General features: G+C 68.1%; 21 protein-coding genes. 7 read left to right on the top strand and 14 right to left on the bottom strand.

The window, feature by feature from the left end; genetic code table 11:
• Positions 1-394: 394 nt before the first annotated feature.
• From ACN6O8_RS07910 to ACN6O8_RS07890, 5 genes are all read right to left on the bottom strand, one after another.
• Positions 395-895, bottom strand: coding sequence for a Dps family protein (locus tag ACN6O8_RS07910; protein WP_427990505.1), 501 nt, complete (start codon positions 893-895; stop codon positions 395-397).
• 120 nt (positions 896-1,015) lie between these two features.
• On the bottom strand, positions 1,016-1,966 hold the full coding sequence (locus tag ACN6O8_RS07905; protein ID WP_427990504.1) for a LysR substrate-binding domain-containing protein: 951 nt from the start codon (positions 1,964-1,966) through the stop codon (positions 1,016-1,018).
• A gap of 81 nt (positions 1,967-2,047) precedes the next feature.
• A complete protein-coding gene (recG, locus tag ACN6O8_RS07900; protein ID WP_427990503.1) occupies positions 2,048-4,138 on the bottom strand; it encodes an ATP-dependent DNA helicase RecG in 2,091 nt (696 codons plus the stop codon).
• 36 nt (positions 4,139-4,174) lie between these two features.
• Complete coding sequence (locus tag ACN6O8_RS07895) at positions 4,175-4,561, bottom strand: Rid family detoxifying hydrolase (RefSeq protein WP_427990502.1); 387 nt, start codon at positions 4,559-4,561, stop codon at positions 4,175-4,177.
• Between the two features lie 134 nt (positions 4,562-4,695).
• Positions 4,696-5,598: a LysR family transcriptional regulator gene (locus ACN6O8_RS07890; RefSeq protein WP_427990501.1), complete on the bottom strand. Its 903-nt coding sequence runs from the start codon at positions 5,596-5,598 to the stop codon at positions 4,696-4,698.
• Between the two features lie 92 nt (positions 5,599-5,690).
• On the opposite strand from ACN6O8_RS07890, the gene ACN6O8_RS07885 reads away from it, so the two are divergent.
• Genes ACN6O8_RS07885 through ACN6O8_RS07875 form a run of 3 tightly spaced genes read left to right on the top strand, consistent with a single transcriptional unit; the run spans position 5,691 to position 8,452 of the window.
• Complete coding sequence (locus ACN6O8_RS07885; protein WP_427990500.1) at positions 5,691-7,049, top strand: acyclic terpene utilization AtuA family protein; 1,359 nt, start codon at positions 5,691-5,693, stop codon at positions 7,047-7,049.
• Positions 7,046-7,429 carry an AtuA-related protein gene (locus ACN6O8_RS07880; RefSeq protein WP_427990499.1) on the top strand — a complete coding sequence of 128 codons (384 nt, stop codon included), beginning with the start codon at positions 7,046-7,048 and terminating at the stop codon, positions 7,427-7,429. Before ACN6O8_RS07885 ends, ACN6O8_RS07880 begins: the two co-directional genes overlap by 4 nt.
• A gap of 48 nt (positions 7,430-7,477) precedes the next feature.
• Positions 7,478-8,452: a Bug family tripartite tricarboxylate transporter substrate binding protein gene (locus ACN6O8_RS07875; RefSeq protein WP_427990498.1), complete on the top strand. Its 975-nt coding sequence runs from the start codon at positions 7,478-7,480 to the stop codon at positions 8,450-8,452.
• Positions 8,453-8,575: 123 nt separating this feature from the next.
• Here the strand turns inward: ACN6O8_RS07875 and ACN6O8_RS07870 are convergent, their stop codons facing one another.
• Entirely contained in the window at positions 8,576-9,352 is a 777-nt protein-coding gene (locus ACN6O8_RS07870; RefSeq protein ID WP_427990497.1) for a ferredoxin--NADP reductase, read from the bottom strand.
• Positions 9,353-9,652: 300 nt separating this feature from the next.
• Between ACN6O8_RS07870 and ACN6O8_RS07865 the strand changes: the two genes are divergently transcribed.
• From ACN6O8_RS07865 to ACN6O8_RS07855, 3 genes are all read left to right on the top strand, one after another.
• Positions 9,653-10,696 (top strand): Fe(3+) ABC transporter substrate-binding protein, encoded by a 1,044-nt coding sequence (locus tag ACN6O8_RS07865; protein ID WP_427990496.1) that lies wholly within the window; start codon positions 9,653-9,655, stop codon positions 10,694-10,696.
• A gap of 163 nt (positions 10,697-10,859) precedes the next feature.
• Positions 10,860-12,530: an ABC transporter permease gene (locus ACN6O8_RS07860; protein WP_427990495.1), complete on the top strand. Its 1,671-nt coding sequence runs from the start codon at positions 10,860-10,862 to the stop codon at positions 12,528-12,530.
• Positions 12,531-12,535: 5 nt separating this feature from the next.
• Positions 12,536-13,312, top strand: coding sequence for an ABC transporter ATP-binding protein (locus tag ACN6O8_RS07855; protein ID WP_427990494.1), 777 nt, complete (start codon positions 12,536-12,538; stop codon positions 13,310-13,312).
• Between the two features lie 133 nt (positions 13,313-13,445).
• Here the strand turns inward: ACN6O8_RS07855 and ACN6O8_RS07850 are convergent, their stop codons facing one another.
• From ACN6O8_RS07850 to ACN6O8_RS07840, 3 genes are all read right to left on the bottom strand, one after another.
• On the bottom strand, positions 13,446-14,423 hold the full coding sequence (locus tag ACN6O8_RS07850; RefSeq protein ID WP_427990493.1) for a Bug family tripartite tricarboxylate transporter substrate binding protein: 978 nt from the start codon (positions 14,421-14,423) through the stop codon (positions 13,446-13,448).
• 178 nt (positions 14,424-14,601) lie between these two features.
• Positions 14,602-15,507: a pirin family protein gene (locus ACN6O8_RS07845; protein WP_427990492.1), complete on the bottom strand. Its 906-nt coding sequence runs from the start codon at positions 15,505-15,507 to the stop codon at positions 14,602-14,604.
• Positions 15,508-15,660: 153 nt separating this feature from the next.
• Positions 15,661-16,359, bottom strand: coding sequence for a pirin family protein (locus ACN6O8_RS07840; protein ID WP_427990491.1), 699 nt, complete (start codon positions 16,357-16,359; stop codon positions 15,661-15,663).
• A gap of 182 nt (positions 16,360-16,541) precedes the next feature.
• On the opposite strand from ACN6O8_RS07840, the gene ACN6O8_RS07835 reads away from it, so the two are divergent.
• Complete coding sequence (locus ACN6O8_RS07835; protein ID WP_427990490.1) at positions 16,542-17,456, top strand: LysR family transcriptional regulator; 915 nt, start codon at positions 16,542-16,544, stop codon at positions 17,454-17,456.
• A 74-nt stretch (positions 17,457-17,530) separates the two neighbouring features.
• On the opposite strand, the gene ntrC is transcribed toward ACN6O8_RS07835, so the two are convergent.
• The 5 genes from ntrC to rdgB all read right to left on the bottom strand — a co-directional run bounded on the left by ntrC (position 17,531) and on the right by rdgB (position 23,778).
• On the bottom strand, positions 17,531-19,042 hold the full coding sequence (gene ntrC, locus ACN6O8_RS07830) for a nitrogen regulation protein NR(I) (protein ID WP_427990489.1): 1,512 nt from the start codon (positions 19,040-19,042) through the stop codon (positions 17,531-17,533).
• The gene (gene glnL / locus ACN6O8_RS07825) at positions 19,042-20,106 is read right to left on the bottom strand and encodes a nitrogen regulation protein NR(II) (protein WP_427990488.1); all 1,065 of its coding nucleotides are present in this window, start codon (positions 20,104-20,106) and stop codon (positions 19,042-19,044) included. The genes ntrC and glnL overlap by 1 nt, the downstream gene beginning before the upstream one ends.
• A gap of 191 nt (positions 20,107-20,297) precedes the next feature.
• A complete protein-coding gene (glnA, locus tag ACN6O8_RS07820) occupies positions 20,298-21,710 on the bottom strand; it encodes a type I glutamate--ammonia ligase (protein WP_427990487.1) in 1,413 nt (470 codons plus the stop codon).
• A gap of 178 nt (positions 21,711-21,888) precedes the next feature.
• Positions 21,889-23,118 carry a radical SAM family heme chaperone HemW gene (gene hemW / locus ACN6O8_RS07815; protein WP_427990486.1) on the bottom strand — a complete coding sequence of 410 codons (1,230 nt, stop codon included), beginning with the start codon at positions 23,116-23,118 and terminating at the stop codon, positions 21,889-21,891.
• 36 nt (positions 23,119-23,154) lie between these two features.
• The gene (gene rdgB, locus ACN6O8_RS07810) at positions 23,155-23,778 is read right to left on the bottom strand and encodes an RdgB/HAM1 family non-canonical purine NTP pyrophosphatase (protein WP_427990485.1); all 624 of its coding nucleotides are present in this window, start codon (positions 23,776-23,778) and stop codon (positions 23,155-23,157) included.
• Positions 23,779-23,847 lie beyond the last annotated feature (69 nt).

Raw genomic sequence — 23,847 nt, 5'->3', positions numbered from 1 at the left:
TTGTCTGGCGCCACCGCGGCGGATGTTGTCTTTCCGTTCTTTTTCTTGTTGTTCGAAACGAGATGAGGCAAGGGCCGCTGGTGGAGTAAGGTCATGACTGCCTATACGTGCACCGGCCGCCGCAGTCCACGACGGCCGACAAGTTCGTCCGGGAATGAGAAAACAGATGCGGTAGCCATGGGCCAGCGCATCAGAAATTCTAGGCAGGGGGGTGGGGGAAAAACGGAAGCAGGCAGTGCTGAACTATACGTCCGCGGGGATTGCGGACGCATGCATGCATCGATTCAGCAACTAATAACTACAGAAAAAAAGACACCCGGACGGCAACGCGCCGCTGGCGTGGCGGGTCGCGCCAGCGGCACTGCGCCGATTGCCGGCGCAGTGTCGGCGGCGCTTACTGCAACAGGCTGCGCAGCATCCAGGCGTTCTTTTCGTGCACGTCCAGGCGCTGCGTCAGCAGGTCGGCGGTGGGCTGGTCATTGGCGGCGTCGGCCTTCTCGAAGGCGGCCCGGGCGGTCTTGGCGACCGACTCATTAGCGCTGACCAGCAGGCGCACCATTTCAAGCGCTTCCGGCACGGTGTCCGGCTCGGCGATGGACGACAGCTTGGCGTACTCGCGGTACGTGCCCGGCGCGTAGTGGCCCAGGGCGCGGATACGCTCGGCGATGCTGTCCAGGGCGTTCCACGATTCCGTGTACTGGGTCATGAACATCAGGTGCAACGTGTTGAACATCGGCCCGGTCACGTTCCAGTGGAAGTTGTGCGTCATCAGGTACAAGGTGTACGAATCGGCCAGCAGCTTGGACAGCTCGCCGGCGACGGCGGCGCGGTCCTTGTCCGAAATGCCGATGTTGATGCGCGGAACGCTGGGGGTCTTCTTGGAGGACTTTGCCATTGCTAGCTCCCTGTGGGGTTGTGGGTAGACAAAACGAGGATAACACCGCGGTCACGCCAAACCGGCGCAGGCGCCGGCGCGCGCGCCGCGGCTTGATCGGGCGCAAACGCGCCCGCATTTTCAGTCCTGCACGGCCGCCGCTTCGTCCGACAGCATCCGCACGCCCGGCAGGTCGCATTCGTACACTGCCTGGGCCAGCGCCTCGATTGCCGCCAGGCGTGGAAAGCTGCGGCGCCAGGCCAGCACCACGCGGCGCTCCGGCACATGGCCTTCGAACGGCAGATAGCGCAGCAGGCTGTTGGCGGGCGGCTGCTCCGGCACCGCCGTCACCGGCAGCACCGTCACGCCGATGCCGGCCGCCACCATGTGGCGGATGGTTTCCAGCGAAGAACCCTCGAACGTGCGCTGGATGCCGTCGCTGGCCGCCGAGAAACGCGACAGCTCCGGGCACACCTCCAGCACCTGGTCGCGGAAACAGTGGCCACTGCCCAGCAGCAGCATGGTCTGCTGCTTCAGATCCTGCGCGTCGATCGACTCGCGCTGCGCCAGTTCATGATCCTGCGGCACCGCCACCACGAACGGCTCGTCGTACAGCGGCTGCATCACCAGCCCCGCTTCCGGCAGCGGCAGCGCCATGATGGCACAGTCGATCTCGCCCTGGCGCAGCAGTTCCACCAGGCGCACGGTGAAATTCTCCTGCAACAGCAACGGCATCTGCGGCGTGCGGCCGATCTGCACCGGCACCAGGCGCGGCAGCAGGTACGGGCCGATGGTGTGGATCACGCCGACCCGCAACGGCCCGGCCAGCGGATCATGCCCCTGGCGCGCGATCTCCTTGATGCTGGCGCTTTCCTCCAGCACCTTCTGGGCCTGGGCCACAATGCGCTGGCCGATGGGCGTCACGCCGACCTCGGCGCCGCCGCGCTCGAACAACGTCACGCCGAGCTCGTCCTCGAGCTTGCGGATCGCCACCGACAACGTGGGCTGGCTGACGAAACAGGCCTCCGCCGCCCGGCCGAAATGGCGCTCGCGGGCCACGGCCACGATGTATTTGAGTTCGGTCAGAGTCATGGTGGACTACGCCCCCGGGAGTTGCGCGCCGGCCCGGCGGGCGGCGCAGGAAATTGGGAAAGTCATGAGAAAGCCCATCCGCTAGGTTCGCAGGAAGTCTTCCCGGCCCCGCATCCAGCGGTCCAGGTGCGCCTGGACGGCGGCGGGATGTTCGGCGCGCAGCCAGACCGCGGCATCGCGCGCCTGCTCGGCGATCTCGGCATCGGTTTCCAGGTCGGCAAAGCGCAGCAGCGCCATGCCGGACTGGCGCGTGCCCAGGAATTCGCCCGGGCCGCGCAGTTCCAGGTCGCGCCGCGCGATCTCGAAGCCGTCCGAGGTTTCGAACATGGCGCGCAGCCGCTCGCGCGCCACCTGCGACAACGGCGTCTGGTAAAGCAGCACGCAGACCGATTCGGCGGTGCCGCGTCCCACCCGGCCGCGCAGCTGGTGCAGTTGCGCCAGGCCGAAACGTTCGGCGTGTTCAATGACCATCAGCGAGGCATTGGGCACGTCCACCCCGACCTCGATCACGGTGGTGGCTACCAGCAGGTCGATCTCGCCGTCGCGGAAAGCCTGCATCACCGCGGCCTTCTCGGCCTGCGGCAGGCGGCCGTGCACCAGGCCGATGCGCAGATCCGGCAGATCGACGCGCATGCCTTCGTAGGTATCGACCGCCGTCTGCAACTCCAGCGCCTCGCTTTCCTCGACCAGCGGACAGACCCAATAGGCCTGTTGGCCGCCGCGCGCGGCCTGCGCGATATGCGCGATGACTTCCTCGCGGCGCGCGTCCGACACCAACTTGGTCAGCACCGGCGTGCGGCCGGGCGGCAGTTCGTCGATCACCGACACGTCCAGGTCGGCGAAGAAGGTCATGGCCAGCGTGCGCGGGATCGGCGTGGCGCTCATGTTGAGCTGGTGCGGCACGATGCGGCCGCGCACGGTTTCGCCCTTGCGCGTCAGCGCCAGCCGCTGGCCGACGCCGAAACGGTGCTGCTCGTCGACGATGGACAGGCCCAGGCGGCGGAATTCGACGTGATCCTGGATCAGCGCCTGCGTGCCCACCACCAGTTGCACGCTGCCATCGGCGGCCGCGGCGGCGGCCGCGCGCCGCGCCTTGGCCGTCAGGCTGCCGCTCAACCAGGCGACGTTCACGCCCAGCGGCTGCAGCCACGACACCAGTTTGCGGAAATGCTGTTCGGCCAGGATTTCGGTGGGCGCCATCAGCGCCACCTGGGCGCCACCGGCGATGGCCTGGGCCGCGGCAATGGCGGCGACCACGGTCTTGCCGCTGCCGACGTCGCCCTGCAGCAAACGGTGCATCGGATACGGCCGCGCCAGGTCGGCCGAGATCTCGGCCACCACCCGCTGCTGCGCGCCGGTCAGCTTGAAGGGCAATGCCTGATACAGCCGCTCCACCAGGCCGCCCGGTTCGTCGCGCGGCGGCAGCGGCTCGGCCTGCTTGACGCGGCGCGCGGCGCGCGCGGCCGCCAGCGACAACTGCTGCGCCAGCAGCTCATCGAACTTGATGCGGCGCCAGGCCGGGTGCACCCGCTCCAGCAGCGCCGCCTCCGATTCTCCCTGCGCGGGCGTGTGCAACGCGCGGATGGCCGGCGCGAACGGCGGCAGGTCATAGCGCGCCAGCGCTTGCGGGGGCAAGGTGTCGGACAGGTCGGCGCGATCGAGCGCCTGGGCGATGGCACGCCGCAAGGTCAGTTGCGGCAGGCCCTCGGTACTGGGATAGACGGGCGTCAGGGCGGTGGGCAGCGGCGCATCGGCGTTGGTCAGGCGCGGATGCACCATCTCGCGCCCGAACAGTCCGCCGCGCACTTCGCCGCGCGCGCGCAGCCGCCGGCCGACGCTGACCTGCTTTTGCTGGCTGGGATAGAAATTGAGCCAACGCAATTGCAGTTCGCCGCTGTCGTCCGCCAACGTCGCGGTGAGCTGGCGGCGCGGCCGGTACAGCACTTCGGATTTGGTGATCTCGCCTTCGACCTGGCCGGCAAAGCCGGGCCGCAACTGGCTGATAGGGATGACCCGGGTTTCGTCCTCGTAGCGCAGCGGCAGGTGCAGCACGAAATCCTCGGGCAGCACCAGCCCCAGATTACGCAGCTTGCGCTCCGTATCCGTCATGGCTTTGCCGGCGCCTTTGGGATCGGCGCCGGATCGCTTGGTAGCCACGGCCGCGGCCGGCATGTGGGATCAACCCCGGGGGAAAGACGCGTGGCGGCCTTACAGAACCAGGACCGCCTCGACTTCGAACTGCGCGCCCTTGGGCAGGCTGGCCACGCCGACCGTCGAACGGGCCGGGAACGGCTGCGGAATCAGCTCGGCCATGATGGCGTTGGCGGCGGTGAACTTGCCCAGGTCGGTCAGGAACAGCGTCAGTTTGACGACGTTGTCCAGCGTGCCGCCGGCGGCCTCGACCACCGCCGTCATGTTGGCGAATGCCTGGCGCACCTGGGCATCGAAATTCTCGGAAACCAGGTCGCCGGTGCCGGGCTCCAGGCCGATCTGGCCCGACAGGTAGACGGTCTTGGTGCCGCTGACGGCAACCGCTTGCGAGTAAGGGCCGACGGCGGCGGGCGCGGCGTCGGTATGGATGATTTGCTTGCTCATGAGCGGAATCCTTCTGGTGACGGATAGCTACAACTATCGGATTTTAATCGGCAATAGGGTTTTGCGAAAGACTCCCGCGAACCCACCCGAGTCTTCAATGTTACCCACACTTCATCGCCCGGCAATGCGCCCGGTCATGAAACGGTCGCGCCGATCTCGGCGCGGCGGGCCCATAGCAGGTCGTACAGCGCCTGCGCCGCCAGCGGCAGGCTGCGCCCCTGGCGCCACACCAGGTAGAGCGGCCGCAACAGCGCCTTGCCCGCCAGCGGCACGATGCGCAGATCGGGGCCGCCAAAATGGAACAGCGTCATCGCCGGCACCACGGCCACGCCCAGCCCGGCCCGCACCAGTCCGGTGACGGTGGCCAGGTGCTCGACTTCGAACACCGGCGCCGGCGCATCCGGGCCAAAGGCCGCGTCCAGGTGCTTGCGCACGCTGCTGTTGCGCGCCAACTGAATCACCGGATGCCGCGCCACGTCGCGCAGACGCACCCGCGCCATCGCCGCCAGCGGGTGGTCGGCGCGGCACACCAGGAAATAACGGTCGGCGTGCAGGAATTCGCTGTCCAGGTCGCTCATGTCGGGCCGCCGCGAAGCCACCGCGAAGTCCACCTGGCCGTCGCGCACCAGGTCCAGGCAGGGATCGAGCAAGGCGTCGCGCAGGTCCACCGCGATGCCCGGGTGCGCGGCGCGGAAACGCGCCAGCAAGGGCGGCAGCCAGCCCGCCGCCAGCGATGGCAGCGCGGCCAGCGCCACCCGGCCGCGGCGCCGCGCGGCGTGGTCGCGCAGGTCCTCCATCACCAGATCCATGTCGGCCAGCAGGCGGCGCGCCGAGGCGTCCAGCACCCGCCCTTCGGCGGTCAATTCGACGTTGCGGGTATTGCGGTCGAACAGCCGCAGGCCGGCGCTGTCTTCCAGTTGACGGATCAGCGCGCTGAAGGCCGGCTGCGTCAGGTGGCAGCGCTGGGCAGCGCGGGTGAAGTGCCGTTCGTCGGCCAGGGCCACGAAAGCGCGCAATTGCCGGGCGGATAGATTCATGGCTTTTCTGGATTAATTGATCCGATATTTCTATTTTACGGATGATCGGACGCTGCCTATAGTGGGCGCCAGCTTCCCCCAACGCGACACTTATGCCTTCCTCTCCCCTGCTCATCGGTTGCGCCTCCGGCTTTTCCGGCGACCGCAGTGACGGCGCCGCCGCCGTGGTGCGTACGCTGGCCGCCCGGGGCGGCGGCACGCTGATCTTCGAAACCCTGGCCGAACGCACCCTGGCGCTGGCGCAGTTGGCGCGCAATGCCGACCCGCGCCAGGGCTACGAGCCGCTGTTGGACGAACTGGTGGCGCCGGTGCTGGCGGACTGCCTGCGCCACGGCATCGCCATCGTCAGCAACTTCGGCGCCGCCAACCCGGTGGGCGCCGCGCGCCGCATCGCCGAGCTGGCCGCGCAACAGGGTCTGCCGGCGCCGCGCATCGCCGTGATCCATGGCGACGCGCTCGACACGCCGGCCCAGCGCGACCTGCTGCGCCAGCGCCTGGGCGCGGCGCTGGACGGGGTCGAGGTGGTCAGCGCCACGGCCTACCTGGGCGCCGGGGAAATCGCGCAAGCCCTGGCCGCGGGCGCGCAGATCGTCGTGGCCGGCCGTGTCGCCGACCCGTCACTGACGCTGGGCCCGGCGCTGGCCCACTTCGGCTGGGAGCCGGATGACTGGCCGCGCCTGGGCCGCGCCACCATGGCCGGCCACATGCTCGAATGCGGCCTGCAGGTCACCGGCGGCTATTTCTGCGTGCCCGGCCTGAAAGAGGTGCCGGACGTGCACGCGGCCGGCTTCCCCATCGCCGAGATCGACGCCGAGGGCGAGTTCGTCATCGGCAAGGCCGCCGGCACCGGCGGCGCGGTGGACGCCCGTACGATCAAGGAACAGTTGCTGTACGAAGTGCACGACCCGGCCCGCTACCTGACGCCGGACGTGATCGCCGACCTGAGCCAGGCGCGCGTCGAGCAACTGGGACGCGACCGCGTGGCCGTGCGCGGCATCACCGGCCACGCGCGCCCGGCGGAACTGAAGGTCAACGTCTGCCACCACGGCGGCTGGCTGGCCGAGGCCGAGATCTCCTACGCTGGCGTGCAGGCCGAGGCCCGCGCCCGCCTGGCCGCCGACATCGTGCGCAAGCGGCTCGGATCGGCGCTGCGCCTGCGCGCCGACCTGATCGGCGCCGTCAGCATCCTCGATAACGACACCGGCGCCTTGTCCCTGGGGCTGCCCGACGGACACGCCCGCGACGTGCGCCTGCGCCTGGCCGGCGAGCACGCCGACCGCGCCGTGGCCGAACGCGTGCTGCGCGAGGTCACCGCCCTCTATACCTGCGGCCCGGCCGGCGGCGGCGGCGTGCGCACCGCGCTGCGCCCGCGCCTGAACATGGTGTCCTGCACCCTCCCCCGCGACGCCGTGAACAGCGGCTGGCGTTTCCTGGACGAGATCGCGCAATGAACCTGTCATTGACTTCCGTGCCCCTGTACCGCCTGGGCCACAGCCGTTCCGGCGACAAGGGCGATATTTCCAATCTCAGCCTCATCGCCTGGGACCCCGAATGCTATGCGGTGCTGGCCGCGCAAGTCACCGAGGCGCGCGTGGCCGCCTGGTTCGCCTACCGCCGCCCGGCCCGCGTGACACGCTACCTGCTGCCGACCCTGCATGCCATGAACTTCGTGCTCGACGGCGTGCTCGATGGCGGCGTCAACGACGCGCTCAACCTCGACGCGCACGGCAAGAGCCTGTCTTTCCGCTTGCTCGACATGACGGTATCGGTCAGCCCCGCGCTGGCCGCCCGCCTGCCCGACATCCCGGGCGACCGCCCCGCCCCGGCCTGACCCCGCAGCCCCACCACAAAACAACACGTACAACCCAGGAGACACACCATGCGCTTTCCCCTCAAGGGCCGGCTGGCCCTGCTGCTGGCGGCCTTGCCGCTGACCGCCCTGGCCCAGAACGCCGCCAGCGGCTTTCCGGCCAAGCCCGTCACCTTCATCGTGCCGTTTGCCGCCGGCAGCGCCACCGACCAGATCGGCCGCGCCATCGGTCAGGGCGTCACGGAACAGACCGGCCAGGCCGTCGTGATCGAGAACAAGCCCGGCGCCAGCGCCATGATCGGCGCCGCCACCGCGGCCCGCGCGGCGCCCGACGGCTACACCGTGCTGATCACCACCAACACCACCCACGCCGCCAACGAGCACCTGTACAAGACGCTGACCTATCAGCCGGTCAAGGACTACGCGCCCGTCACGCTGCTCGGCAAGGGCGGGCAGATCATGGTGGTCAATCCCAATTCAACCGCCAAGTCCGTCGGCGACTTCCTGGCGCAGGCGCGCCAGGCCCCGGGCAAGCTGAGCTTTGGCAGCGGCAGCTCCAGCAGCCGCATCGCCGGTGAATTGCTGCAACAGATGGCCGGCGTGCAACTGCTGCACGTACCCTACAAGAGCAACCCGCTGGCCGTCACCGACCTGCTCGGCGGCCAGATCGACATGATGATCACCGATACCGCCACCGGTCTGCCGCAAGTCAAGTCGGGCAAACTGCGGGCGCTGGGGGTGACCGGGACGGCGCGCTCGCCGCTGGCGCCGGACGTGCCCACCATCGCCGAGTCCGGCGTGCCGGGCTACGAGATGGGCTACTGGTTCGCCGCCTACGCGCCCGCCGGCACGCCGCCGGAGGTGGTCAAGCGCCTGAACGAGCTGCTGGTCAAGGCCACGCAGAGCGCCCCGGCCAAGCAGTTCTATGCGCAGACCGGCACCGACCCGGCCACCTCCACCCCCGATGAGCTGGCGCGGTTCCAGCAAGCCGAGTCGAAGAAGTGGGGCGACATCATCAAGAAGGCCGGCATCCAGCCCGAGTGACGATCCGCCGGCCGAGCGATCCTGCGCGCGCCCCGCCCCGCCGCCCTAGCGGGACGCCAGAAACAAAAAGCCCCGTCGCTGTGAGCGGCGGGGCTTTTTGCAGCGGCGGATCGACCGCGAGATTTATTTGTCGACGAAGGCGCGCTCGACTACGTAGTCGCCCGGTTGGCCGACTCCCGGGGACACCACGAAACCGCGTTTGTCCAGCATGGCGCTGATATCGGCCAGCATATGCGGACTGCCGCAGATCATGGCGCGGTCGGTTTCCGGGTTGATCTGGGGGATGCCGATGTCATCGCACAGCTTGCCGCTTTCCATCAGCTCGGTAATGCGGCCCTGGTTGCGGAACGGCTCGCGCGTGACGGTCGGGTAGTACACCAGCTTCTCGCGCACCACGTCGCCGAAGAACTCGTTGTTGGGCAATTGGTTTTCGATGAAATCGGCGTAGGCCAGCTCGCTGACCCAGCGCACGCCGTGCACCAGGATGACCTTGTCGAAGCGCTCGTAGACGTCGGGATCCTTGATGATGCTCATGAAGGGCGCCAGGCCGGTGCCGGTGCCGAACAGGAACAGGTGCTTGCCCGGCTTGAGGTCGTCGACCACCAGGGTGCCCACCGGCTTGCGGCTGACCAGGATGGTGTCGCCTTCCTTCAGGTGCTGCAGGCGCGAGGTCAGCGGGCCATTCTGCACCTTGATGCTGAGGAATTCGAGGTTTTCTTCGTAGTTGGCGCTGGCGATGCTGTAGGCCCGCAGCAGCGGCTTGCCTTCGACTTCCAGGCCGATCATGACGAAGTGGCCGTTGTGGAACCGCAGGGCCGCGTCACGCGTGGTGGTGAAGGAAAACAGGGTGTCGTTCCAGTGGTGCACGCTCAGCACGCGCTCGGTATTGAAAGCAGCCATGTCGTATCTAGTAAGGGCGGGACAAGGGGACGACAGGGAATCCGCATCGGCCTCGGCTCGTTCCGCGAGGGGTTCGCCACGGCGCACGAAAGACGCGCCCGGCATTAGGGTTGTCCCTATTCTACAGGGACTTGATGATAACTGCTCTCATTATTCCGTAATACGCTTATGCCGTATTGATGGGGATCAACGGTCTTATCTCAAGTCTTACATCTGGTTGAATACGAGAAAACTTCCTGTTATCGTGCCGCTCTGACTTGATAATCATTTTCGTTAGCAGACCGCTTTGCCGGAGTCCCTATGTCCATGCGTCCCCAAATGACCACCCTGCTGCGCGCCCTGGCCCTGGCCGGCGCCGCCGCCTTCGCCGTTCCCGCCCACGCGGCCGAGGAAGTCAGCCTCTACACCACCCGCGAACCGAAGCTGATCCAGCCGCTGCTGGACGCCTTCACCAAGGAAAGCGGCATCAAGGTCAACACCGTATTCGTCAAGGATGGCCTGCTCGAGCGCGTCAAGGCCGAAGGCGCCAAGTCGCCCGCCGACGTCCTCATGACCGTCGACATCGGCAACCTGCTCGATCTGGTGGACGGCGGCGTGACGCAGTCGATCAAGTCGCAGACGCTGGAATCGGTGATCCCCGCCAACCTGCGCGGCGCCGACGGCAAATGGTACGCCCTGTCGCTGCGCGACCGCGTGCTGTACGTCGAAAAGGATCTGAAGCTGGCGTCCTTCCGCTACGAAGACCTGGCCGATCCGAAATGGAAGGGCAAGGTCTGCATCCGCTCGGGCCAGCACCCCTACAACACCGCCATGATCGCCTCCATGATCGCCCATGACGGCGCCGAGGCCACCGAAAAATGGCTGCGCGGCGTCAAGGCCAACCTGGCCCGCAAGGCCGCCGGCGGCGACCGCGACGTGGCCCGCGACATCCTGGGCGGCATCTGCGACATCGGCCTGGCCAACGCCTACTACGTCGGCCACATGAAGAACGCCGAACCCGGCACCGATGCCCGCAAGTGGGGCGACGCCATCAAGGTGATCCGGCCGACCTTCGCCAACGAAAAGAGCGGCGGCACCCACGTCAACGTCAGCGGCGCGGCCGTCGCGGCGCACGCCCCGAACAAGGCCAACGCGGTCAAGCTGCTCGACTTCCTGGTTTCCGAACCGGCCCAGGCGCTGTACGCCCAGGCCAACTACGAATACCCGGTACGCAAGGGCGTCAAGCTCGACCCCGTCATCGCCAGCTTCGGCGAACTGAAGGTCGATCCCCTGCCCCTGACCGAAATCGCCAAGTACCGCAAGCAAGCCAGCGAGCTGGTGGACAAGGTCGGATTCGACAACTAGAAACCACCTAAAATGCGGCAGGGCGGCGCCCATGGGCGTCGTCTCGCGGCATTCAGGCCTGCCCTCGCCCGCCGGGCTACCTCCGGCAAGCGCGACGGCAGGCCTTGACGCTAGTACAGGCGCCGCCCGCGTGGCGTCCTTCCCGCAGTAATCCTTCTGAAGCATGCATACAGATTCCCCGTCCCGGCCGCTGCGTTTGCGCTGGGCTGAACGCGGCACCGGCTGGCTGACCGGCGCCGCCCTGATCGGCCTGGCGGTGCTGGCGCCGGTGCTGACCCTGGTCTGGTGGGCGCTGGGCGGCGATCTGTCGCACTGGCGCCATCTGGCCACCTACGTCCTGCCCCAGGCCCTGGCCAACACCGCCGCGCTACTGGCCGGCGTGGGCGTGCTGGTGACCTTGCTCGGCACCGGCTCGGCCTGGCTGGTGACGGCCTACGAATTCCCGTCGCGGCGCGCGCTGACCTGGGCGCTGCTGCTGCCGCTGGCGGTGCCCACCTACATCATCGCCTTCGCCTACCTCGATCTGCTGCACCCGATCGGCCCGATCCAGAGCGGCATCCGCGCGCTGCTGGGCTACGACAGCCCGCGCCAGTTCCGCCTGCCGGATCTGCGTTCGATCCAGGGCGCGATCTTCGTGCTGGGCTTCGTGCTCTATCCCTACGTGTACCTGAGCACCCGCGTCATGTTCATGACGCAGGCCGCCAGCCTCCTGGAAGCCGCGCGCACATTGGGCGCGGGCCGCTACGCCGTGTTCTTCCGCGTGGCGCTGCCGCTGGCCCGTCCGGCCATCGTGGTGGGCGTCAGCCTGGCGCTGCTGGAAACCCTGAACGATATCGGCGCCTCGGAATTCCTGGGCGTGCAGACGCTGACCGTCTCCGTCTACACCACCTGGGTGACGCGCTCGGACCTGGCCGGCGCCGCACAGATCGCGCTGACCATGCTGGCCATCGTGATCGGCCTGATCCTGCTCGAACGCCACGGCCGCAAGCGCCAGCGCTACGCCAACACCCAGCGCATGCGGCCGATGCAACCGCGGCGGCTGCGCGGCGCGGCCGCGCTGCTGGCGGCGGTGCTGGGCTGGATTCCGGTGATCGTCGGCTTCGCCGCGCCAGCGCTGTATCTGGTGGTCGAAACCTACAAGCGCCTGCATCTGGTGGGCGGGGTCTCCGACCAGTTGCTCAACGGACTCGGCAACACCCTGATCGTCGCCCTCAGCGCCACCGTCGTCACCCTGCTGTGCGGCCTGATCGTGGCCTGGGCCGGCCGCACGCTGCGCGAGAGCGCCGGCTTCAACCCGGGCCGCGCCTGCGCCCGCGTCGCCAGCCTGGGCTATGCCGTGCCCGGCACCGTGCTGGCCATCGGCCTGCTCACTCCCTTCGTCTGGATCGACACCGCCGTGGCCAAGGTCTTTGGCGGCACCGGACTGTTCCTGATGGGGTCGATGGCAGCCCTGGTGTGCGCCTACGCCATCCGCTTTCTGGCCATCTCCACCGGCGCGCTCGAAGCGGGCCTGGCCCGCATTCCGCCGTCGTTGGAACAGGCCTCGCGGCTGTTGGGCGAAAACTCGGCCGGCACGCTGCGGCGAGTCCACCTGCCGCTGCTGCGCCCGGCGCTGGCGGCCAGCGCCCTGCTGGTGTTCGTCGACGCCATGAAGGAACTGCCGGCCACGCTGCTGCTGCGGCCCATGAACTTCGATACGCTCGCCACCTGGCTCTATGCCGAAGCGGCCCGCGGCACCTACGAAGAAGGCGCGGTGGCCGCGCTGGCGATCGTGCTGGCCGGCCTGCTGCCCGTCATCCTGCTGGCCCGCACCAATCTGAAAATGGGACATTGAACATCGTGCCCGATCTGCTTGAACTCGATCATCTCTCGCTGGGCTACGACACGCCCAAGGGGCTGCGCCCCGTGGTGCAGGACCTGACGCTGGGCCTGCCGGCCGGCCACATCGGCTGCCTGCTGGGCGAATCCGGCTGCGGCAAGACCACGGTGCTGCGCGCCATCGCCGGTTTCGAACCGGTGCGCGCCGGCCGCATCCTGCTCGATGGCGCCGTCATCTCCTCGCCCACCGAACAGGTGGCGCCGGAAAAGCGCCGCGTCGGCATGATGTTCCAGGACTACGCGCTGTTTCCGCATCTGTCGGTGGCGCAGAACGTGGCCTTCGGCCTGCGCCGCCTGGAACGCGCCGAGCGCGCCCGCCGCGTCGAGGAAATGCTGACGCTGGTCGGCCTGGCGCACGCCGCCAACAGCTATCCGCACGAGATCTCGGGGGGCCAGCAGCAGCGCGTGGCGCTGGCGCGCGCCCTGGCGCCCTCGCCCGACCTGCTGCTGCTGGACGAACCGTTTTCCAACCTGGACGTGGACACCCGCGAACGCCTCGCCTTCGAAGTACGGGAGATCCTGAAAACCACCGGCCACACGGCGATCCTGGTGACCCACAACCAGGCCGAGGCCTTCGCCATTGCCGACCGCATCGGCGTGATGGCATGCGGGCGCATCGCCCAATGGGACACGCCCTACAACCTGCACCACCACCCGGCCGACGATTTCGTGCGCGACTTCATCCGCCGTGAAGCGCTGGTGGAGCAGCGCGAACAGGTCTTCGCCCGCGGCCGCTGACGCGCTCGGCGCCGCGCCGGCGGGCGGACGCGGCGCGCGGGCCTGGCGCCCGCGCTGGCGCGAAGGCGCCCCAGCCTGCCGGACGCGCGCTACGCCTACAGCCCGTTGGCGCTTGTCGGCGCTTTGTTGGCGCTTAATCGGCCGACAGTTTGACCTTCTGCGACAGCGCCTTGAACGACTCATGCTGGCTGCGCGTCAGGCGCTCGACCTCGGCGGGCGTCGAGCCATACGGCATGAAGCCGGCCTGCTCCAGCTTGTCCTTGACGTCCGGCATCGCCAGCGCGGCCTGGAACGCTTCGCTCAGCGCGGCCGTGACCTCCGGCGGCAGCTTGGCCGGGCCATAGACCGCGAACCACGGATCGACCACCGCCGCGCCGTAGCCCAGCTCGGCCAGCGTGGGCACATCGGGCAGCGCCGGCGCGCGCTTGCTGCCGGTGACGGCCAGGGCCTGAACCTTGCCCGACTTGATGTGCGGCAGCGAGGCCGGCAGGTTGTCGAACATGAGCGGCAGATGGCCGCCGAGCAGGTCGTTCAGCGCCTGCGCGCTGCCCTTGTAGGGAATGTGCTGCATGCCGGCGCCGGTGAGCTGGTCGAACATCACGCCGGCCAGATGCATCGAGGTGCCCGTGCCGGGCGTGCCGAAGGCGGTGCCCGGATGCTGCTTGGCGTAGGCCACCAGATCCTTGACGCTGCCGACCTTGAGCGCCGGGCCGGTTTCCAGCACCACCGAGGATGCGCCCAGCATGCTGATGCCGGTGAAGTCCTTGGTGGGATCGAACGGCATCGACGGATAGACGAAGGGGTTGAGCGCGTTGGTGGAGATGGCGCCGAAGCCGATGGTGTAGCCGTCCGGCGCGGCCTTGGCCACGGCGTCCATGCCGATGTTGCCGCCGGCGCCCGGGCGGTTTTCGACGATGACGGGCTGGCCCAGCTTCTCGGCGACCTTGGCGCCGGCGGTGCGCGCCACCAGGTCGGTGGTGCCACCGGCGGTGTACGGCACGATGAATACGATGGGCTTGGCCGGATAGCCGGCGGCCTGCGCGGCGGCGGCGCCATGGACCAGCGCCAGCGCGGCCAGGCCTCGCAGCGCGTTCAGGGTAAAGCGTTGCATGATGTCTCCATCCCGATTGTTATCAAGTTAGGGATGCGCATCATACTGTGTGGCGCAATTCGGATGCCATCACGAACGCAAACGCGATTCTTCGCGCGCGGCCGGATCGACCCGCCGCCATCGGTGATACCGCGCGGACTTCCCGGCAAGCGGCGCCTTGCGTTGCGACCCGGCCGCGTCATGCCCGCGGCGGCGGCAGCGGAATGAACTCAGTCTCGTCGCCCGGCACGGTCTGGCCGAAACGGTTGCGCTGCCAGTCTTGTTTGGCCTGCTCGATGCGGTCCTTGCTGCTGGAGACAAAGTTCCACCAGATGAAGCGCGGGCCTTCCAGCGGCTCGCCACCCAGCACGGCGAAGCGCGCGTCGGTACAGGCGCGGATCTGCACCGGCCGGCCCGGCGCGAACACGATCAGGCGGCCGCTCTCGAACACCTGGCCGTCCACCTCGACCGAGCCGATCGCCAGATAGGCGGCGCGTTCTTCGTGTTCGGCCGGCAGCACGGTGACGGCGCCGGCGCGCAACTGCATGTCGCCATAGAACAGCGGCGAATGGGTCTTGACGGCCGAGGTCTTGCCGAACAGCGAGCCGGCCACCACCTGCGCGCGCACGCCCTCGCCCTCGACCACGGGCTGGGCGTCCAGGCCGTAGTGCGTGAAGCCAGGATCGGTTTCCTCGTGGGCCTTGGGCAGGCCAACCCAGATCTGCAACCCGGCCAGGCGTTGCGGGGCCTGGCGACTCTCGGGCGAGGAACGTTCGGAGTGGACAATGCCGCGTCCGGCCGTCATCCAGTTCACCTCGCCGGGCAGGATGGTCTGGGTGTTGCCGGCGCCGTCGCGATGCACCATCGAGCCTTCGTAGAGGTAGGTCACGGTGGACAGGCCGATGTGCGGATGCGGGCGCACGTCGATGCCCGCACCGGCCGCGAATTCGACCGGGCCCATGTGATCCAGGAACACGAACGGGCCGACGGTGCGGCGCTGCGCCGAAGGCAGCGCGCGGCGCACTTCGAAGCCGCCCAGGTCGCTGCTGCGCGGCACCACCACGGTTTCGATCTGGCTGTCGCCGGGTTGGGACAAGGTGGACATGGGAATGCTCCTGTAGGTTGGCCGACTCGGGCCCATGTTAAGGCCCCTTGGGGCTTGGCTGAATCGCCTGCCGCGCCGCCGCCCGGCGGCGGGCCGGCCTCGCGTATCGAAAACAAGGCCGGGCGGATCCTCGATCCGCCCGGCCGCTGGCCGTCAGGCCAGATCAAACACCAGTACCTCGGCGTTGTCGCCGCCAGAGAGCGCCACCCGCGTTTCATCGCTGAGGGCGACCGCGTCGCCGGCCGCCAATTCGACACCGTTGACCGTCACGCTGCCGCGCGCCACGTGCACCCAGGCGCGGCGGCCGGGGGCCAGTTCCAGCGTGGCCGACTCGTCGCCATCGAACAGGCCGGCATACAGGCGCGCGTCCTGATGGATTGTCATCGAGCCATCGATGCCGTCGCCCGACACCAGGGCTTGCAGGCGGCCGCGCTTTTGCGCGTCGGTGAACGCCTTTTCCTCATATTCCGGCGCAATGCCGGTGACGTTCGGCTCGATCCAGATCTGCAACATGTGCGTTTCCTTGTCGGCGCGCGGGTTGAACTCGGAGTGCATCACGCCGCGGCCGGCGCTCATCCGCTGCACGTTGCCGGGCTGGATGGTGGAGCCGCTGCCCATGCTGTCCTTGTGCGCGATGGCGCCGTCCAGCACGTAGGTGATGATCTCCATGTCGCGGTGGCCGTGGGTACCGAAACCGCGGCCGGCGGCGATGCGGTCATCGTTGATCACGCGCAACGCGCCAAAGCCCATGTGGGCGGGATCGTAGTAGTTGGCGAACGAGAAGGTGTGGAACGAGTCGAGCCAGCCGTGGTTGGCGTGACCGCGTTCGGCGCTACGGCGAAGGGTAAGCATGGTGGACTCCTGTTTCAAATAAATGAATGGTTGCGCGCTGGCGGGCTTTCTTGACGTTGTTGCTGAACGCCCCGCTACTCAACCGGCATGAGTGAATTGTGCGCGTACTAAGGGACTGGTTTGACGCTATGATTTGAAGAAACCATTCAAATTATTTGAACGATATTTCCGGAAGCCCGCCCATGCAGCCGATCACCCCCGAATTGCTCATCCTGGTGGACGCGATCGCGCGCCACGGCAGCTTCGCCAAGGCGGCGCGCGAGCTGGACAAGGTGCCCTCCGCCGTGACCTACGCGATCCGCAAGCTGGAGGACGGGCTGGATGTGCTGCTGTTCGACCGCTCCGGCCACCGGGCGCTGCTGACGCCGGCCGGCGAAGCGCTGCTCAAGGACGGCCGCCACGTCTTGCAGTCGCTGGACGACCTGGCGTGCCGGGTCAAGCGCATCGCGACCGGCTGGGAGGTGGAGCTGCGCATCGCGGTCAGCGCGGTGCTGCCGTGGCGGCCGCTTTACGACCTGGTCGAGGAGTTCCAGGCGCTGGGCAGCGCGACCACATTGCGCTTTTCGACCGAAGTGCTGAGCGGCAATTGGGATGCGTTGACCTCGAACCGCGCCGATCTGGTGATCGGCGCGGGCGCGGCGGGCGAACCGACCGGGCCTTATCGGTCGCAGACCATGGGACAGGCGCAGTTCGGCTTCTGCGTGGCGGCGCATCATCCGCTGGCATCGCTGCCGCAACCGTTGAGCCGGGCCGATATCACGCGCTATTGCGCGGTGGTGGTGGCCGACACCTCGCGCAATCTGCCGCCGCAGTCACGCGGCATTCTGGCGGAGCAGCCGACCCTGGTGATGCCGACCATGCAAGCCAAGATCGAGGCGCAGATCCGAGGGTTGGGATGCGGGTATCTGCCGTTGACCCTGGCGGCGCCTTATCTGGCGCAGGGGCTGCTGGTGGTCTGCGACACGGACGAAGGGATGTCGCTGACCGAGCATGTGGCTTATGCGTGGCGCGCCGAGGCGCCGGGGGAGGCGCTCAAATGGTGGTTGCAGAAGCTTAAGTCACCACGGCTTTGCGAGGGGCTGCTAGGGCTGGGCTGAGGGCGCCCTCGTCTCCCGGGAACCGAGGCGGCCCGGTGCGCGCCAGGGGCTGGGTCGGCCGCCCGGCGCGCGCCCTACTCGTCTTCGATGCCGAGTTCGCGCAGTTTGCGGGTGATGGTGTTGCGGCCGATGCCCAGACGCGAGGCGGCTTCGACACGGCGGCCGCGGCTGGCGTCGAGGGCGCTTTGCAGCAGGATCTTCTCGAACTGGCGCGTCAGGGTCGCCATGACGGCGGGTTCGCCGCGTTCGAGGCGGTACTGGGCGTCGCGCAGCAGCGAGTCCTGCCAGTTGCGCGGAGCGCCTTCGTCGACCGCCGTGGCGTTGGCCGGCGCGTGATGCGGAACCACGGTGCCGATGGCGGCAACGCTGGCGCCGGCCGGCGGGCGCGGCGAGGCCGCGCCGGCGGCGGATGCGTGCTCCATGGCGCGGATCTCGGGCGGCAGATCGGCGCGTTCGACGGTCTGGCCCGGGGCCATGACGGTGAGCCAGTGGCAGAAGTTCTCCAGTTGGCGCACGTTGCCGGGGAAGTCGAACTTGGTCAGAACCGCCAGCGCTTCCGGGGTCAGGCGCTTGACCGGCACACCGAGCGCGCGGGCGCTGGCGGTAAGAAAGTGGTTGGCCAGCGCGGGAATGTCCTCCACCCGTTCGCGCAGCGGCGGCAGGCGCAGGCGGATGACGTTCAGGCGGTGGAACAGGTCTTCGCGGAACAGGCCTTGTTCGACCCGTTGCTCCAGCGGCTGATGGGTGGCGGCGACGATGCGCACGTCGACCCGCACGGGCTGCGCGCCGCCGACGCGATAGAAGCTGCCTTCGGCCAGCACGCGCAGCAGGCGGGTCTGCAGCTCGATCGGCATGTCGCCGATTTCGTCCAGGAACAGCGTGCCGCCATGGGCTTCCTCGAAGCGGCCGCGCCGCAGCGTGTTGGCGCCGGTGAAGGCGCCGCGCTCGTGGCCGAACAGTTCGGCTTCGAGCAGGTCGCGCGGAATGGCCGCTGCGTTCAGGGCCACGAACGGCCCGCTGGCACGCACGCCATGGCCGTGCAGCGCCCGCGCCACCAGTTCCTTGCCGGTGCCGGATTCGCCGGTGATCAGCACGGTGACCTTAGACTGCGCCAGCCGGCCGATGGCGCGGAACACTTCCTGCATGGCGGTGGACGACGATTGCGTCATCATCCAGCGCTCGTTGTTCTGGGCCTCGCCCTGCCCTTCGGGGCTTTCGGGCTGGGCCGATTCCTGCATGGCGCGCTGGATCAGCGCCACCGCCTCGTTCACGTCGAAGGGTTTGGCCAGGTAGTCGAACGCGCCGCCCTGGAAGGCGGACACGGTGCTGTCCAGATCGGCGAAGGCGGTCATGACGATGACCGGCAGGCCGGGATGGCGTTCCTTCAACTGGCGCAACAGTTCCAGGCCGTTGCCGCCGGGCATGCGGATATCGGACACCAGGGCGACGGGTGTGTCGTGCGCCAGCGCGTCGAGCACGTCGGCGGCCTGGGAGAAACTACGGGTGGGGACACCGGCGCGGGCCAGGGCCTTTTCGAGGACCCAGCGGATGGCCTGGTCGTCGTCGACGATCCATACGGGTTTCATCAGAGTGCGGGCTCCATCGGTAGGACCAGGCGGAACTCGGTGCGCCCGGGTCGGGATTCAAATTCGATGATGCCGCCGTGCTGCTGCACGAAATCCTGGGCCAGGCTCAGGCCCAGGCCGGTCCCGCCCGCGCGGGCGGTGACCAGCGGGTGGAAAATGCGGTCGCGGATGTGATCCGGCACGCCGGGGCCGTTGTCGATGATGGACAACTCCAGCGCCAACCGGTGCTGGCGGTGCGCCAGCATCACCTGCCGCGCCACGCGGGTGCGCAGCGTAACGACGCCGGGCTCCAGGCCGGGCGTCTGCGGCCGCGCCACCAGTTCCTGCGCGGCGTTGCGGGCCACGTTGAGCACCGCCTGCATCAGGCGGGCGGCGTCGCCCTTCAGGTCGGGCATGGAGGCGTCGTAGTCGCGCACCAGCGTGACGTCGTTGCGGAATTCGGCCTGGATCAGGGCGCAGACGCGCTCGCAGATCTCGTGGATGTTCACCGGCCGCGCATTCAGCGGCACGCGCTGCGGGCCGCTCAGGCGGTCCACCAGCGCCTGCAGGCGGTCGGCTTCGGAAATGATGACCTGGGTGTACTCGGCCAGCGCCGCGCTCGGCAGCTCGGCTTCCAGCAACTGCGCCGCGCCGCGCAGCCCGCCCAGCGGATTCTTGACCTCGTGCGCGAGGTTGCGCAACAGCTCGCGGTGCGCCTCGATCTCGTCGACCAGGCGATGGTTACGGTCGGCCAGCACGCGCTGCTCGATCTCGCGGGTCTCGATCAGGGCGGGCCAGCGTTGGCCGCTCAGTCCCACCGTGGTCACGGCCACCTCCACCGATTCGGTGGCGCGGCGCAATGAGGCCAGCTGCCTGACGTCGGCATACCTGCCGGCCGCGGCGCGGTCGATGGACGACTGGATGTTCTCAGGGTTGTCGAACAGCGTGGCGGCGGAATGGCCGCACAGCTGCTTGCGCGAACGGCCGAACAGATCCTCGGCGGCCGCATTGGCGTATTCGATGTGACCGCGTTCGTTGACCAGGAAAACGGACGTGGCAAGCAGATCGAGAGCTTCTACATTCATTTTTCAACGTACCCGAATGACTACAGGGGGAAAATCGGCACGCCGGTCCGGCGGCGCCTGCGTGCGAGGCGCCCTGCCCGCCGGCACGGGGCCGGACGGGCAAGTCTTCGGTCGGCGACCTGGCGGTGCGCGTGGTGTCGGCCCTGGTTTCTGCCTACATCATCGCGCTCCCCCAGCCACGGCCTCTGCGATCAGAGGCTGTAGTACATGTCGAATTCGACCGGGTGCGTGGTCATGCGCAGGCGGTTCACGTCGGCCATCTTCAGGTCGATGTAGGCGTTGAGCATGTCGTTGCTGAACACGCCGCCGCGGGTCAGGAACTCGCGGTCGTTGTCCAGCGCTTCCAGCGCCTGCTCCAGCGAGGAGCACACGGTCGGGATCTTGGCGTCTTCTTCCGGCGGCAGGTCGTACAGATTCTTGTCGGCCGGATCGCCGGGGTGAATCTTGTTCTGCACGCCGTCCAGGCCCGCCATCATCAGGGCCGAGAACGCCAGGTACGGGTTGGCCAGGGGATCCGGGAAGCGCGCCTCGACGCGGCGGCCCTTCGGGTTGCCCACGTACGGAATGCGGATCGAGGCCGAGCGGTTGCGGGCCGAGTAGGCCAGCTTGACCGGGGCTTCGTAGTGCGGAACCAGGCGCTTGTACGAGTTGGTGCCAGGGTTGGTGATGGCGTTCAGCGCGCGGGCGTGCTTGATGATGCCGCCGATGTAGTACAGCGCGAATTCCGACAGGCCGGCGTAGCCGTTGCCCGCGAACAGGTTCTGGCCATCCTTCCAGATGGACTGGTGCACGTGCATGCCGGAGCCGTTGTCGCCGACGATGGGCTTGGGCATGAAGGTGGCGGTCTTGCCGTAGGCATGGGCCACGTTGTGCACGATGTACTTGACGATCTGGGTCCAGTCGGCGCGTTGCACCAGGGTGCTGAACTTGGTGCCGATTTCCAGCTGGCCGGCGCCGGCCACTTCATGGTGGTGCACTTCGACCGGCACGCCCATCTGTTCCATCAACAGGCACATTTCCGAGCGCATGTCCTGGAACGAGTCGACCGGGGGAACCGGGAAGTAGCCGCCCTTGACGGCGGGACGGTGGCCGGTGTTGCCGCCTTCGAATTCCAGGCCGGTGGACCAGGAGGCCTCTTCCGACTTGATCTTGACGAAGGTGCCCGACATATCGGTGTTCCAGGTCACGCCGTCGAACACGAAGAATTCGGGTTCCGGACCGAAGTAGGCGGTGTCGCCCAGGCCCGAGGCCTTCAGGTAGGCTTCGGCGCGCTTGGCCAGCGAACGCGGGTCGCGGTCATAGCCCTTCAGGTCGGACGGTTCGACCACGTCGCACGACAGGATCAGGGTCGGCTCTTCGCGGAACGGATCCAGGTTGGCGGTCGCCAGGTCGGGGATGAGCAGCATGTCGGAGGCTTCGATGCCCTTCCAGCCCGGGATCGAAGAGCCGTCGAAGGCCTGCCCGCTTTCCAGCTTGTCTTCATCGATCGCGGTCGTGGGCACGGACACGTGGTGCTCGCGGCCGACCGTGTCGGTAAAGCGGAAATCCACGAATTTGACTTCGTTGTCGGCGATCTGTTTCAGGACGTCTTTCGGGCTTGCCATGTCATCTCCATTAGATAAAAGGGTCGAGGGCTGTGCCGCTCGACTGGCATAAAACAGGAAAGCAATAAGCGTGCCAGGTTTCACCCCCGGGATTGCCCGGGGAAGGCGACAAGGCAAGCGGAAAATGTAGCACCATTCTGGTGCAAAAGATGGGGCATGAACGCCCCATTCTGGTGCTTTATTGCGACAGGAACATTTCCTGCAGATCGTTCAGGAAGCGCCAGCCCAGCGGCGTGGCCCGCAGGCGGGTGGGATCGGCGTCGAGCAGCCCCTTGGCGGTGGCTGCCTCCAATTGGTGCGCAATGGCGGCCAGCGACAGGCCGGTGCGCTCGCTGAACAAGGTGGCGGCCACCCCGTCCTTCAGGCGCAGCGCATTGAGCATGAACTCGAACGGCAGTTCCTCCGGGCCGACCTGGCGGCTTTCCGCCAGGTGGCTGCCATCGCGGGCGGCGGCGGCCCGCATCCAGGATTCCGGGCTGCGCAGCCGCGCCTCGCGCACGATGCGGTCGTGGAACGACAGCTTGCCGTGCGCGCCCGGCCCCAGGCCGAGGTAGTCGCCGAATTCCCAGTAATTCAGATTGTGGCGGCAGCGCGCGCCGGGCCTGGCGTAGGCCGAAACCTCGTAGCGCGCCAGGCCGGCCTCGGCCAGCTCGGCCTCGACGGCGTCCTGCATGGCGGCGCTGGTATCGTCGTCCGGCAGGTCCTGCGGCGGGAACTTGGCGAAAACCGTGTTGGGCTCCATCGTCAGGTGATAGAGCGACAAGTGCTCGGTGCCAAAGTCGATGGCCTGGCGCAGGTCGCCCACGCACGCGTCCAGGGTCTGGCCCGGCAACGCGAACATCATGTCCAGGTTGACGCGCGGCGCGGCGCGCTGGGCCATCTCGATGGCGGCGCGGGCCTGGGCCGAGTCATGGATGCGGCCAAGCTTCTTCAACTGGGCGTCGTCGAAACTCTGGATGCCCAGTGAAAAGCGAGTCACGCCACTGGCGGCATAGTCGCGGAAACGGTCGGCCTCGGCGGTGCCGGGGTTGGCCTCCATGGTGATTTCCGCGTCGGGCCACAGGTTCAGACAGGCGCGCAGCATCGCCAGCAGCTCGTCCAGGCCGGCGGCCGACAGCAGGCTGGGGGTGCCGCCGCCGATGAACACCGAGACCACCTGGCGGCCCCAGATCGACGGCAGCGCCTGCTCCAGATCGCTGCGCAACGCGTCCAGGTAGGCGCGCTCGGGAATCTCGTCGCCCGGCGCCGCGTGCGAATTGAAGTCACAGTATGGGCATTTGCGCACGCACCACGGCACGTGCACATAGACCGACAGCGGCGGCAGACTGGTCAGGGTGGCGCCGGCCGGGGCGACCCGGCGCGAACCGGCCGCGCCGAGTTCGGAGCGGATGGGGATGGTGATGGACATTCGGTGTTCCTGGCGGCGGCGCGCACGCGCCCCGGGTCAAGCCTGGTTCAGCTTGCTCAGCAATTCGCGCAGGGCGCGGGCGCGATGGCTGACGCGGTTCTTTTCTTCCGGCTCGAGCGCGGCGGCCGTCAGGCCCTGGTCGGGCAGGTAGAAGTGCGGATCGTAGCCGAAACCGTTGGCGCCTTCCGGCTGGTCGATGATCTCGCCCTGCCACAGGCCTTCGCCGAGCAGAGGCCGGGGGTCGTTTTCGCTGCGCACCAGCGCCAGCACCGCCACGTAACAGGCGCTGCGGTCGGTGGCCTGGGCCAGTTTCTCAACCAGCAGCGCGTTGTTGGCCTGGTCGGATTTGTCGCCGCCGTGCATCTTGGCGTAGCGCGCCGAGTACACGCCGGGCGCGCCGTCCAGCGCGGCCACGCACAGGCCGGAGTCATCGGCCAGCGCCGGCAGACCGGTCAGGCGACTGGCGTGGCGCGCCTTGGCCAGCGCGTTTTCGACGAAGGTGACGTGCGGCTCCTCGGCCTCGGGCACGCCGAGCTCGCCCTGCGGCACCAGCTCGATGCCGAGCGGCGCGAACAACGCGGAGAATTCGCGCAGCTTGCCGGGGTTGTTGGAAGCCAGCACGACGCGGCGCAGGGAATCGGGGATCTTGGGGGAAGTCATGGGCCAAATTGTATAGGGCGCGCCGCCGGTTCCGACGCGTAACCGCCGCCGCGACGAAACAACACCGAC

It is taken from the genome of Achromobacter sp. (assembly GCF_050285565.1).
Classification (GTDB): domain Bacteria; phylum Pseudomonadota; class Gammaproteobacteria; order Burkholderiales; family Burkholderiaceae_B; genus Achromobacter.
Note: the sequence above shows the minus strand (reverse complement) of the source record. Positions and strands in the feature narration are given on the sequence as shown.